The sequence below is a fragment of the Melaminivora sp. genome (genome assembly GCF_032059615.1).
Lineage (GTDB): Bacteria > Pseudomonadota > Gammaproteobacteria > Burkholderiales > Burkholderiaceae_C > Melaminivora.
The window spans coordinates 1-12887 of the sequence record NZ_DAMCAM010000004.1 but is presented as its reverse complement, the minus strand read 5'-3'; the positions used below and the strand labels follow the sequence as shown (position 1 = coordinate 12887).

At 69.5% G+C, this 12887-nt stretch carries 8 protein-coding genes; 4 read left to right on the top strand and 4 right to left on the bottom strand.

The genetic code is table 11. The annotated features are described in order from the left end of the window. Positions 1-66: 66 nt before the first annotated feature. Positions 67-1059: an HD domain-containing phosphohydrolase gene (locus tag RT051_RS01545; protein ID WP_313070332.1), complete on the bottom strand. Its 993-nt coding sequence runs from the start codon at positions 1057-1059 to the stop codon at positions 67-69. 34 nt (positions 1060-1093) lie between these two features. Then, entirely contained in the window at positions 1094-4828 is a 3735-nt protein-coding gene (locus tag RT051_RS01540; RefSeq protein ID WP_313070329.1) for a PAS domain S-box protein, read from the bottom strand. Between the two features lie 361 nt (positions 4829-5189). Here RT051_RS01540 and RT051_RS01535 point away from each other — a divergent pair, with 361 nt between their 5' ends. Beyond that, the gene (locus RT051_RS01535; RefSeq protein WP_313070326.1) at positions 5190-6557 is read left to right on the top strand and encodes an aspartate aminotransferase family protein; all 1368 of its coding nucleotides are present in this window, start codon (positions 5190-5192) and stop codon (positions 6555-6557) included. 66 nt (positions 6558-6623) lie between these two features. Here the strand turns inward: RT051_RS01535 and RT051_RS01530 are convergent, their stop codons facing one another. Next, complete coding sequence (locus tag RT051_RS01530; protein ID WP_313070324.1) at positions 6624-7097, bottom strand: hypothetical protein; 474 nt, start codon at positions 7095-7097, stop codon at positions 6624-6626. A 37-nt stretch (positions 7098-7134) separates the two neighbouring features. Beyond that, the gene (locus tag RT051_RS01525) at positions 7135-9126 is read right to left on the bottom strand and encodes a S8 family serine peptidase (RefSeq protein ID WP_313070322.1); all 1992 of its coding nucleotides are present in this window, start codon (positions 9124-9126) and stop codon (positions 7135-7137) included. A gap of 344 nt (positions 9127-9470) precedes the next feature. Between RT051_RS01525 and RT051_RS01520 the strand changes: the two genes are divergently transcribed. The 3 genes from RT051_RS01520 to RT051_RS01510 all read left to right on the top strand — a co-directional run. Then, positions 9471-11801 carry an NADP-dependent malic enzyme gene (locus tag RT051_RS01520; protein WP_313070319.1) on the top strand — a complete coding sequence of 777 codons (2331 nt, stop codon included), beginning with the start codon at positions 9471-9473 and terminating at the stop codon, positions 11799-11801. Positions 11802-11940: 139 nt separating this feature from the next. Further along, positions 11941-12336: a ribonuclease gene (locus RT051_RS01515; protein WP_313070316.1), complete on the top strand. Its 396-nt coding sequence runs from the start codon at positions 11941-11943 to the stop codon at positions 12334-12336. A gap of 130 nt (positions 12337-12466) precedes the next feature. Then, positions 12467-12887 (top strand): barstar family protein (locus RT051_RS01510; RefSeq protein WP_313070314.1); only part of this gene is annotated, 421 nt, incomplete at its 3' end.

Sequence of the window (12887 nt, the reverse complement as noted above, 5' to 3'; positions counted from 1 at the left end):
ACGCCTGGGGCTGTCAGTGCGCGGCCCGACCGCGCCGCTGTGCCCGCCGCAAGGCCACTGGCGGGATCAGTCCGGCCACTGCGCCATGATGGCCCGCATGGCCGGCAGCTCCTGGATGAACAGCTCGACCAGTGCCGGGTCGAAGTGGCGGCCCGCCTGCGAGCGCAGCTGCTCGATGGCGGCGTCCACACTCCACGGTTCCTTGTAGGGCCGGCGCGTGGTCAGGGCGTCGAACACGTCGGCAATGGCGACGATGCGCGCCTCCAGCGGGATGGCCTCACCCGCCAGGCCCCGCGGGTAGCCGCTGCCGTCCCACTTCTCGTGGTGTGCCAGGGCGATGGTGCGCGCCATGCTCAGCAGGCCGCCGGCGTGCTCGCCGATGATCTCGGCGCCGATCTCGGGGTGGCGGCGCATGACGGCCCACTCCTGCTCGTCCAGCGGCCCGGGCTTGCGCAGCACCGCGTCCGGAATGCCGATCTTGCCCACGTCGTGCATGGGTGCGGCGTGCAGCAGCTCCTCGGCCCAGGCCGGCGAGCGGCCCAGCACCAGCGCCAGGCGGTGTGCGAAGTGGCTCATGCGGATGACGTGCATCCCGGTCTCGTTGTCTTTGTACTCGGCCGCGCGGCCCAGGCGCTGCACGATCTGCAGGCGCGACTCGCGCAGCTCCTGCATGCGCACCAGCGACAGGTGGGTGCGCACACGCGCACGCACCACCGGGGCGCTGATGGGCTTGGTGATGTAGTCGACGCAGCCGGCGTCGAAGCCGCGCGTCTCGTCCTGCGAGTCCGACAGGGCGGTGACGAAGATGACCGGGATGGCGGTGGTGGTCGCATCGGCGCGCAGCGTGGCGCACACGGCGTAGCCGTCCAGGCCGGGCATCATCACATCCATCACGATGAGCTGGGGCTGCTGCTGGCGGGCGATGGCCAGGGCCCGCTCGCCATCGGTGGCAAACAGCAGGCGGTAGTCGTCCTGCAGCACATGGCGCAGCACGTGCAGGTTGGTGGGCTCGTCGTCAACGAGCAGCAGGCGGGGGCGATGGTCTTCGGCGGGCGTCATGGCGTTGGGCGCAGGAAAGGGTTGGGGCACCGGTTCAATAGCACTCGGGCCAGACCTGGCCGCGCAGGATCTGCAGCTGGTTGCGGGCCTGGTCGAAGTCGAACCGCTCCAGCGCATCGCGCAGGGCGCCCAGGTGCGTGGCGCTCAGGTGCTGCTCCAGCACCGTCACGGGCCCGTGCGGCATCTCGCCCATGGCCAGGGCCGGCACCAGGGCGTCGATGGCGCCGCGCACCTCGGAGCAGGCCTGCGGGTCCATCAACGCGGGCTTCGGCGCGGTGGGCGCGGCGTCCGGCGCGTCGGTGCAGGTGAGCGCAGCGCGCACGTCGGCCAGGGCGGCTTCGAGTGCGTCGGTGTGGGCGGTCCAGGCGAGGGCCTCCTGGGCTGCCTGCGCAGCCGCCTCCAGCTTGGCCGCGTGCTGCTGGACCGCCGTCAGCGCCAGGTTGGCCGCAGCGCCGTGCAAGCGGTGGGCAGCGCCCGCCAGCGCCTGGGCGTCGCCTGCCCGCGCAGCGGCGCGCAACGCCCCCACCTGGGCCGGCCCGTCCTCCAGGAAACGCTGCACCGCCGCGCGCAGGAAGCGCGCCTGGGTCCACAGCCGCAGGCCCCGCTCCCAGTCGATGACAGGCAGCGCGGCCCCATGCCCGTCCACCGCCAGGCTCTCGGGGGCGGACGGCTCGGGCGCGGCGCCGGGCTCGGGCGTCAGCGGCTGGGCTCCCAGCACGCGGGCCATCTCCGCCAGCAGCCGCTGGGGCTCCACGGGCTTGCTGGCGAAGCCGTCCATGCCGGCGGCGCGGGCGTTGCGCCGGTCCTGCTCGAGCACGCTGGCCGACAGGGCCACGATGGCCGTGGGCCGGCGTCCGTGCTCGCGTTCATGCTCGCGCATGCAGCGCGTGGCCTGCAGGCCGTCCATGTCGGGCATCTGCAGGTCCATCAGGACCAGGTCGAACCGCTCCTGCTCGAACCGCCGCACGGCCTCGGCCCCGCCCGCGGCGCACACCACCTTGTGGCCGCCGCGCGCCAGGGTGATGCACAGCAGCTCCAGGTTGGCGGGCACGTCGTCCACCGCCAGCACCCGCAGCGGCGCCAGCGCCAGGCTGCGCGGCGAGAGGGCGTCCTCGGGCAGCGACGGTGGGCCCTCGCGCAACGGCAGGTGCACGCTGAAGGTGCTGCCCTCGCCAGGGAGGCTCTGCACATTGATGCGCCCCTGCATCAGCTCGGTGAGCTGGCGCGCGATGGTCGTGCCCAGGCCCGTGCCGCCATAGCGGCGCGTGGTCGAGGCATCGGCCTGCGAGAACGGCTCGAAGATGCGGCGCAGGCCCGCCTCGTCGATGCCTATGCCCGTGTCCGTCACCTGCAGCAGCAGCGCGCCGTCGCCGCCCGAGACGCGCAGCGTCACGCTGCCCTGGTGCGTGAACTTCAGGGCATTGCCCATCAGGTTCAGCAGGATCTGCTGCAGCCGGAAGGCGTCGCCCTGCCAGAACTCGGGCACGTCGTACGGATACTCCAGCACCAGCTCCAGCCCCTTGCGCGCGGCACTGATGCGCAGCGAGGCGAGGATCTGCGCGCACAGCTCGCGCAGGCTGAACGGGGCTTCCTCCAGCCCCACGGCGCCCTTCTCCAGCTTGGCGGTGTCCAGGATGTCGTTGAGCAGGCGCAGCATGGAGCGCGCCGAATGGTGCACGGTGCCCAGGTGGCGCCTCTGCGTAGGGTCCAGGGGCGACTCCAGCAGCGCCTCGGTGAAGCCGATGATGGCGTTCATGGGTGTGCGGATCTCGTGGCTCATGTTGGCCAGAAAGGTGCTGCGCGCGGCCGCGGCGGCCTCGGCGCGCTCCTTGGCGGCGCGCAGGTCCTGCTCCATGGCGCGGCGCCCGGTCAGGTCGCTGGCGAACTTGATGATCTTGAAGACCTTGCCCTCGGCGTCGAAGATGGGGTTGTAAGTCGCCTGCAGCCACACCTCGCGGCCGTTTTTGCCGAAGCGCTGGAATTCGCCAGCGGCAAACTCGCCCTTGGTGAGCGACTTCCAGAAATCCCGGTAGGCCTCGCTCTGCGCGTACTGCGGTGCGCAGAGCAGGGCATGCGAGCGGCCGATCACGTCGTCCAGGGTATAGCCCATCAACTCCAGGTACTGCGCGTTGGCATCGACCAGGTGCCCGTGCAGGTCAAACTCGGCCGCCGCCTGCGACCGCCCGATGGCCGCCACCGTCCCCGCGAACTCGGCGTTGCGCATCTTCGCCTCGGTGATGTCCAGGATCACCCCGTCGATGTGGCGCACCGCGCCGTCGGCATCCGGCACGCCGCGCCCGTGCTCCGACACCCAGCGCGTGCGGCCGTCGCGCGTGGTGATGCGGTACTCCAGGTGGTAGGACTGGTCCGTGCGCAGGGCGTATTCCAGCTCCAGGGCGATCTCCTGCGCATCACGCGGATGGATGAGCTGCCCGTAACGCACCTGCCCCTGCAAAAACTCCTGCGCGCTCCAGCCGGTGAGCGCCAGCACCGCGTCGCTGACCAGAAGCATGGGCCAGTCGCCTTCATTGGCGCAGCGGAAGGCGACACCCGGCAGGTTGCCCATGAGCGAGCGCAGCTGCGCCCGGTCGTGCTCGCGCTCGCGCTCCAGGGCGCGGCGTTCCCTGAGGTCGGTCAGGAAGCCGACGAACATCGGCTCGCCCGGGCCGTCCGCGCGCCCCACGGCCAGGCGTACCGGCAGCAGCGTTCCGTCCCGGTGCAGCGCCTGCACCTCGCGGCCCCGCCCGATGATGGACGAATGGCCCGTCTGCAGGTGCCGCTGCAGGTAGCCGTCGTGCGCCTCGCGGTGCGGCGTGGCCATGAGCATGCTGACGTTGTGGCCGATGACCTCGTCGGCGCGCCAGCCCAGCAGCTGCTCGGCGGCGCTGTTGAACAGGCGCACGATGCCCCGGGCATCGATGATGACCACGCCATCGGCCGCAGTGCTCACCAGCGCCGTCAGGCGCGAGGCATCGGCGCGCGTCTGGCGCAGCAGCTGGCGCAGGCGCAGGTGCATGTGGATCGCGGTGACGGCCCCGCCCACCAGCAGCGCCACCACGGCGACAGCCAGCGCCAGCTGGCTGGCCGGCGTGCCGGACGCCGGCGCCGCCTCGGCCGGCCCGTCCATGCGCAGGGCCGCCATGCTGATGTAGTGCATGCCGGCAATCGCCAGGCCCATCACGGCGCCGCCCAGCAGGTTGGCGGCCCAGCCCGGCAGCCCGGCGATGCGCGCCAGGCGAAAGCGTGTCCACAGCGCAAGCGTCGCCATGCCCACGGCGAACGCGAGCGAGACCGCGAAGCCGCTCACTTCATAGCGCATGAGCGGCCCGAACTGCGACGCGGCCATGCCGCTGTAGTGCATTGCACCGATGCCCCCGCCCATCAGCGCCCCGCCCAGCAGCAGCGCGCCGGGCCGCAGCTGCGGCCGGGTGAGCACCGACAGCGCCACGCCCGAAGCCAGCAGGCTGGGCAGCATCGAGGCAGCGGTGATCCATGGCTGAAAGCCGCCCGACGCGCACAGGTCGAACGCCAGCATGCCCACGAAGTGCATGGACCACACGCCCGCACCCAGCACCAGGGCGCCCGAGACCACGCCCACTCTGCGGCCCCAGCCGTCCGGGGCGTGCCGGGCCAGGCCGGCCAGATGCAGGGCCATGCACGACGAGGCGATGGCCACCAGCAGCGACAGGGCCACCAGCCAGGGGTCGTGGATCAGCGCCGGTGCGTGCGAGCCATACGCCGTGCCGACGGCGAAGAATTGCTCCAGCATTGCGCGACAAATGTAATAAGAAGTGTCCCATTGTGCGGATTTATGACCCCCGCCCGTGTAACGGCGATGAATGCCCAAATGGCAGTGGGGACTCTGGGACCCGATTGCTGTGCCGCCGATTCTGGCAACGCAAGGGGTGCCGCAGCCATGGCGGGGGTGCCGCTGACAATCGTTGGCGTTTCGTTGGCGCGGTGCAGCTATGAAAAAGGTAGCAAATTTCCGTTACGTGTCAACGAGAAACAGCACTTTTTATGGATATCTCACGGGCTGCGCGGGTTTTCTGCTCCCGGCGGACATCGCCACAATGGCCGTTCCACTCCTGTTCCACGCCCGTTCCGCCACTTTCCTGCAAGGAGCCGCCATGCCTTTCGCCGCGATCGATGCACCGTCCACCGCCACCGAGCCGTCCGCACGCAGGGACGCCGCCTGGCTCGACGCCCACTGGATGCCTTTCACCGGCAACCGCAACTTCAAGGCGCGCCCGCGCATGGTCGTCTCGGGCGAGGGCGCGTATTACACCGACGCCGAGGGCCGCAAGATCTTCGACGGCCTGTCGGGCCTGTGGTGTTCGGGGCTGGGGCATGGGCGGCGCGACATTGCCGAGGCCATCGGCCGCGCGGCGCTGCAGCTGGACTACGCGCCGGCGTTCCAGTTCGGCCACCCGGCGTCGTTCGAGCTGGCCAACCGCATCAAGGCGCTCGTGCCCGAGGGGCTGGAGCACGTGTTCTTCACCAGCTCCGGCTCCGAGGCGGCCGACACGTCGCTGAAGATGGCGCGCGCCTACTGGCGCGCCCGGGGCCAGGCCGGCAAGACGCGGCTGATCGGACGCGAGAAGGGCTACCACGGCGTGAACTTCGGCGGTATCTCGGTCGGCGGCATGGGGGGCAACCGCAAGACCTTCGGGCAGGGCGTGGAGGCCGACCACCTGCCGCACACGCAGCCGCCGGCGGGGTCGTTCCACCGCGGCATGCCGCAGGACGGCGGCCGGCAGCTGGCCGACCGGCTGCTGGACGTGATCGCCCTGCATGACGCGTCGAACATCGCTGCCGTCATCGTCGAGCCGTTCTCGGGCTCGGCCGGGGTGCTGATCCCGCCGGTGGGTTATCTGGAGCGCCTGCGCGAGATCTGCACGGAGCACGGCATCCTGCTGATCTTCGACGAGGTCATCACGGCCTTCGGCCGCGCGGGCGGCTGGACGGGCGCCGAGGTCTTCGGCGTCACGCCCGACATCATGAACTTTGCCAAGCAGGTGACCAACGGCGCCCAGCCCCTGGGCGGCTGCGTGGTCACACGCGAGATCTACGAGACCTTCATGGCTGCCGGCGGGCCCGAGTACCTGGTGGAGTTCCCGCACGGCTACACCTATTCGGCGCACCCGGTGGCCTGCGCCGCCGGATGCGCGACGCTGGACGCGCTGCAGCAGGAGGACGCGCCCGCCCGCGTCAGGGCCCTCGCGCCCGCCTTCGAGCGGGCCGTGCATGGCCTCAAGGGCGCCAGGCACGTGCTGGACATCCGCAACTACGGCCTGGCTGCCGGCTTCACCATCGAGGCCCTGCCGGGCGAGCCGGCGCGCCGGCCCTACGAGATCGCCATGAAGTGCTGGGACAAGGGCTTCTACGTGCGCTATGGCGGCGACACCATCCAGCTTGCGCCGCCCTTCATCAGCACCGAGGCCGAGCTGGACCGGATGGTGAGCGCCCTGGGCGACGCGCTGTTCGAGACGGACTGAAAACGACGGGGGCGGGGCCGGCGCCATTGCCCGGCCCCGCGCCTCGACTCAACCTGCGATCCAACGTCAGTACGGCACCTTTTTTTCCAGCTCCAGCGGCAGCCGCACGACGCTGCCAGGCAGCGCCGCCTGCAGCGCCGCCAGGCCCTGCACGGTCTGGGCGAAGTCGGTGTAGCGCAGCACCGTGATGCCCGTGCTTGCGTAGTGCTGCACCGAGGCCGGGCGCGGCCCCTGGGCGGCCGCGGCCTGCACGCGCGCTTCGGGCACGTCGGCCACCAGCACCTCGTGGCGGCTGGCCGCCACCTCGCCCTGCTCGGTGAGCACCAGCGTCGCGCCGCCTTCGCCCTTTTGCGGCAGCACCCTGTACGTGGCGCTGGCGCTGCGGTAGGTGGGCAGCTCGCCGAGCTGGCCGGCCTTCTCCTGGCTCAGGCGCTGCCCGGGCTTGTAGGAGGGAGCGGGGGCGGCGCAGCTGGCCAGCGCCAGCGAAACACCCGCGAAGCCGAACGCCACGTGCGTGGCGAACCTGGTCATGGTTTTCATGGTGATGTCCTTGAAAAGTGGGGTTCGTGCGGGCGGCTCACTGGGCAATGATGCGCGCCTCGGCGGCGAACAAGAAGTCGCGCGGCTGGCCCTGGGCATCGGTGGACAGGCAGGCCGCGGCTTCTTCCACCTCGGTGGAGCCGTCGGGCAGCTCATGGGTGACATCCGGCGGCAGCGGGCCGTCGGGGTTGCCCGCCAGGGCGAAGATCTGCCACTGGCCCTGCGCCGGCTCGCCATGGAAGGTCATGCTGGAGAGGCCGAAATGGGCGAAACGGTCCACCCCGTAGAAGCGGAAGTGGTCGTTGGGCAGCTTGAGCAGCGACACCGTGCCCGAGGGCGAGCGCACCGCCACGCCCACCGAGCCCAGGCAGACATTCTGGCCGTACAGACGCACCTGGAAGGTGTCCACCGTCTGGGCACCGCCCTGCAGCGTGCCGATGAGGCTCACGCGCTGGTAGGGAAAGGCGCCCACGCGCGTGGGCTGCCCTGCGTCGACCTGGGCCGGGTTGGAGTCGGGCTTGAGCTGCCAGACGGCAACACCCTCGAACTCGGGAGTCTGCACGTCCTGCTTGCGGCTGCGCTGCGGGTTCTGTCGATACTCCTTGGCCAGCGCGACCGCGCGGGCCGCATCGGGCAAGCCAAAGCCGTACCAGTTGGAGTGCTCGGCGCCGGCGGCATTCTTCTGCCAGCCCAGGTCGATGGGCACGGCGACGGAGCCCTCACGAATGTCGGCCGCGCTGCCCATACTGGTGCCCAGCGTGTTGCTGGCCAGGTCCATGCGCGCGCCGTAGGGAATTTTCTCGCCGGGCGAGGCAGACGCGTAGCTGGCGTCCACCTTTCTCGCCGACAGGCGCAGGATGTCGCGCACGTCACGCCAGGTCAGCTCGGGGTTGGCGCTGAGCATCAGCGCCACCACGCCCGAGAGCGTGGGCGTGGCCGCCGAAGTGCCGTTCATGTAGGCGTAATCGCAACGGGGGTTGTCAGGCACGCCGCCGCGCTGGCTCTCGCCGCGCAGGAAGGCCGTCCTTGCGCCCTTGCGGCTGAAACCCGCGTCGCAGCCGCGCAGGTCGGTGCTGAAGATGGTCGGGCCGGAGTAATCGTTGTACCGGGCTTCGCCATAGGTGCCCGCGGCGCCATATTCGCCACCCAGGCCCGACACCCACACGACCGCACCCGAACTGCTGTAGCTGCTGGCTTCGCCGAAGGCATTGACGGCAGCCACGACGATGGCGTTGGGCTCGCGCGCGCCCTCGTCGTTGCCCGGGTTGGTGCAGTCGTAGTAGCCGTGGTTCAGACCGCAGTACTGCCCGTCGAAAGCGTTGCCGGCGGCCTTCATGTAGATGCCGCCCTTGCCGCCGCGCAGCTTTTTCATGGAGCGCAGGATGGGGGTGAACGCGTCTGCCTCGCTCTCATAGGCCGCGGGACGCCTGCTGCCGCCGTAAGACGCATTGAAGATGTCCGCCTTCTCCGACCAGGGCGCACCACCCAGGGATGCCGCATGCGTGCCGCGCTGGTTTTGCAAGAAGTTCACCCCGCCGATCTTCACGCGCGGGGCGATGCCCATCACGCCCTTGCCGTTCTGCGCGGCGGCGATGATGCCCGCCACGGCCGTGCCATGGGCGTCGTCGGGATCGTCGCCGACGGGATAGGGATCGCTGGTGTCCGTCACCAGGTTCCGGGAGATGCCGAAGTCGGCGTTCGGCGCCAGGTCCTCGTTGTGCAGGTCCACGCCCGTGTCCACCACCAGCACGTTCACCCCCTCGCCCTTGATGCCCTCGCGGTGCACGGGCTCGACGTTCAGGTCCAGCCCGCCACCGAAGGTGTCGGGAAAATCGCGAAAGAAGCTCTTCGCGTAGTTCAGCGCCCACTGGAAGGTGTAGAGCGGCTCGGTCTCGCCGGTCTTGCAGGCGTAGGGGCCGGTCTCGTTGCAGGCCACGGGCTCGGGAGGCGCGGAGCTGTCCGACCCCCCACAGGCGACAAGGGCGGCGGCGACCACCGGCAAAAGGCAGAAGCGCAAGGATGGATACATGAAAAGTCCTCGGGATGAGCGTGGAGGAAGGCGGAGCAGGGACCGGGCCCTGGCCTTTCACGGACGGCGGCGCCGGACGCTCTGCCGTGCGTGCGCAGTTTTTTCAGGCCCTCCGGCAGCGTCAAGCCCGGGTTTACCCAGGCCGGCAGCCGCTTTCTTACCCGAAGGCTGCCCATGTCGCCATTGCATTCGCCGGCGACAAAACTGTTTCGCCCGCGTGGTGCCCCTGCGGGGGCGGGCTGACGGAGGGGCCCTCCTACAATCCTTCCTTTGTGCGCGCAGGGCGCCCGTGCCGGGCTTCAGTTGCACGCACGCAGCGCTTTTTTTGAGCTGGAGACGCCCGCATGCCCGACACCACGGCACCCCTTTCTTCCTCCCCCGCTCCCGAAGCCGCCGACAAGCGCGCCCTGCTGCGCCGCGCGGCCCTCGAATACCACGAGCATCCCCAGCCCGGCAAGATCACCATCGCCGCGACCAAGCAGATGATCAACCAGCACGACCTGGCGCTGGCCTATTCGCCCGGCGTGGCCGCACCGTGCGAGGAGATCGCCCAGGACCCGGCCGCGGCATTTCGCTACACCGCGCGCGGGAACCTGGTGGGCGTGGTCACCAACGGCACGGCCGTGCTGGGCCTGGGCGACATCGGCCCCCTGGCCAGCAAGCCGGTGATGGAGGGCAAGGGGGTGCTCTTCAAGAAGTTCTCGGGCATCGACGTCTTCGACATCGAGATCAACGAAAAAGACCCGGACAAGCTGATCGAGATCATCGCCGCGCTCGAGCCGACCTTTGGCGGCATCAACCTCGAAGACATCAAGGCCCCCGACTGCTTCTACATCGAGCGCAAGTTGCGCGAGCGCATGAAGATTCCGGTGTTCCACGACGACCAGCACGGCACGGCCATCGTGGTGGGCGCGGCCGTTCTCAACGGCCTGAAGGTGGCGGGCAAGGACATCACGCAGGTCAAGCTGGTGGCTTCCGGAGCCGGCGCGGCGGCGCTGGCCTGCCTGGGCCTGCTCGTCAAGCTGGGCATGCCGCGCAAGAACATCTGGGTTACCGACATCGCCGGCATGGTCTACCAGGGCCGGCCCGAGCTGATGGACGAGGACAAGGCCCAGTTCGCGCAGGACACCGAGCTGCGCACCCTGGCGCAGGCCATCGAGGGCGCCGACATCTTCCTGGGCCTGTCGGCCGGCGGCGTGCTCAAAAAAGACATGGTCGCCAAGATGGCCGCCCACCCGCTGATCTTCGCCCTCGCCAATCCCAACCCGGAGATCGCGCCCGAGGACGTCAAGGAGGTGCGGGGGGACGCCATCATCGCCACCGGCCGCACCGACTATCCCAACCAGGTCAACAACGTCCTGTGCTTCCCGTACATCTTCCGCGGCGCGCTCGACTGCGGCGCCACCACCATCACCACCGAGATGGAGATCGCCGCGGTGCATGCCATCGCCGAGCTGGCCCAGGCCGAGCAGAGCGAGGTGGTGGCCGCCGCCTACGCCGGCGAGCCGCTGGCTTTCGGGCCTGAATACCTCATCCCCAAGCCGTTCGACCCGCGGCTGATGATGAAGATCGCGCCGGCGGTGGCGCAGGCCGCCATGGACAGCGGCGTGGCCCAGCGCGCCATCATCGACATGGATGCCTACCGCGACCAGCTGCAGACCTTCGTCTATGCCTCGGGCACGATCATGAAGCCCATCTTCATGGCGGCCAAGGGTGCCAGCGCCAAGCGCGTGGCGTTCTCCGAAGGCGAGGAGGAGCGTGTGCTGCGCGCAGCGCAAATCCTGGTGGACGAGCACATCGCCCACCCCACCTTCATCGGCCGCCCGGCCATCATCGCCCAGCGCATCGAGAAATTCGGCCTACGCCTGAAGGAAGGCGTGGACTACGAGGTGGTCAACGTCGAGGACGACCAGCGCTACCGCGACTTCTGGCAGACCTACCACCGCATGACCGAGCGGCGCGGCGTCACGGTGCCGATCGCAAAAATAGAGATGCGCCGGCGCCTGACGCTGATCGGTTCGATGCTGCTGCACAAGGGCGAGGTGGACGGCCTGATTTGCGGTACCTGGGGGCATACGGCGCACCACCTGCAGTACATCGACCAGGTCATCGGCAAGCGCGCCGGCGCCACCACCTACGCCGCCATGAATGCGCTGCTGCTGCCCGACCGCCAGGTCTTCGTGGTGGACACGCACGTCAACTACGACCCCACGGCCGAGCAGCTGGCCGAGATCACCGTCATGGCGGCCGAGGAGATCATGCGCTTTGGCATCCGGCCGAAGGCCGCGCTGCTGTCGCATTCCAACTTCGGCTCAAGCAACCACGAAAGCGCCGTGAAGATGCGCCAGACGCTGCAGCTCCTGCGCGAGCAGGCGCCCTGGCTGGAGGTGGACGGCGAGATGCACGGCGACGTCGCGCTCGACGAACAGGCACGCCTGGAGCTCATGCCCCACGGCACGCTGGCGGGCAGCGCCAACCTGCTGGTCATGCCCAACATCGACGCGGCCAACATCTCTTACAACCTGCTCAAGACCGCCGCGGGCGGGGGCATCGCCATCGGGCCCATGCTGCTGGGCGCGGGCGCGCCGGTGCAGGTGCTCACCCCCAGCGCCACGGTGCGCCGCATCGTCAACATGACGGCCTTCACCGTGGCCGACGCCAACGCCGTGCGCTGACCGAAAAAGCACACAAAACGCGCCCGCCGCACGCGGCGCCTGCCCCCTGCCGGGCAGGCGCTTGCTTTTGCCAGCCCTTTTTGTCACACTTGCGCGTCGAAATTTCGGGTTAACCCGAAGTTTTTGAAAGGTGTAGTGGATGCTGAAGGCTGTGGCCCTGCCTGCGTGCAAGGCATTTGTGGCGTGCGCCGTGGGTGTTGCACTGGCCTTGCCGGCGCAGGCCCGCACCCTGTCCGCCTCTTTCCCGGGCGCCTCCATCCCTCTGGCCGAGCTGCCCGCACAGGGCCGTGCCACCTACGCACTGATCCATGCCGGCGGGCCCTTCCCCTACGACAAGGACGGCACGGTGTTCGGCAATCGCGAGCGGCTCCTGCCCGCGGCCCGGCGCGGCCACTACCGGGAATACACGGTGCCCACGCCCGGCGTGCGCCACCGCGGCGCGCGGCGCATCGTCTGTGGCGGCCCGCCCCGTCTGCCCGAGGCCTGCTACTACAGCGGCGACCACTACGCCAGTTTCCGGGCCATCGCACCATGAGCGCCGATGGCCTCCACCGCGCAGGCATCCCTTGCCCATGACCTGCGCGGCCCCGCCTGCCCCCGCCCGCCGTGCCCTGCCGACGGGCGGCTACCTGTTTTGTGGACTTCAGAAAGAAAGAGCAACGGAGATGCAAACGCCCCTTCGCAAGGACCCGGAAACCCTGTTACGCGGCGTGCGGCCCAACATCGTGCAGTCCATCCGCGCCTTCCAGGTGCAGGACCTGCAGGAAACCGCGCGCGCCCTGGGCCAGCACTTCCTCTACGCCAACTTGGCGCACGCCCAGACCCGCCAGGACATCCTGGAGCTGATTGCCACACAGTTCACCTTCCCGGCGCACTTCGGCAAGAACTTCGATGCGCTGTACGACTGCATGACCGACCCGCTGCACAAGTGCGGCCCGCAGCCGGGCTTCGTGGTCGTGCTCGACCAGATCCCGGTGACTCCGAAGTTCGACAAGGAAGTGCGCGAGCAGCTGCTGGACATCTTCCGCGACGCGGCCGACTACTGGGCCGACCGCAAGATCGCCTTCCGGTGCTTCTATTCTTTTC

Bases quoted from the DNA above. Each gene is read 5' to 3' on its own strand.
- RT051_RS01545 (WP_313070332.1), bottom strand. From the start codon at position 1,059: ATGACGCCCGCCGAAGACCATCGCCCCCGCCTGCTGCTCGTTGACGAC.
- RT051_RS01540 (WP_313070329.1), bottom strand. From the start codon at position 4,828: ATGCTGGAGCAATTCTTCGCCGTCGGCACGGCGTATGGCTCGCACGCA.
- RT051_RS01535 (WP_313070326.1), top strand. From the start codon at position 5,190: ATGCCTTTCGCCGCGATCGATGCACCGTCCACCGCCACCGAGCCGTCC.
- RT051_RS01530 (WP_313070324.1), bottom strand. From the start codon at position 7,097: ATGAAAACCATGACCAGGTTCGCCACGCACGTGGCGTTCGGCTTCGCG.
- RT051_RS01525 (WP_313070322.1), bottom strand. From the start codon at position 9,126: ATGTATCCATCCTTGCGCTTCTGCCTTTTGCCGGTGGTCGCCGCCGCC.
- RT051_RS01520 (WP_313070319.1), top strand. From the start codon at position 9,471: ATGCCCGACACCACGGCACCCCTTTCTTCCTCCCCCGCTCCCGAAGCC.
- RT051_RS01515 (WP_313070316.1), top strand. From the start codon at position 11,941: ATGCTGAAGGCTGTGGCCCTGCCTGCGTGCAAGGCATTTGTGGCGTGC.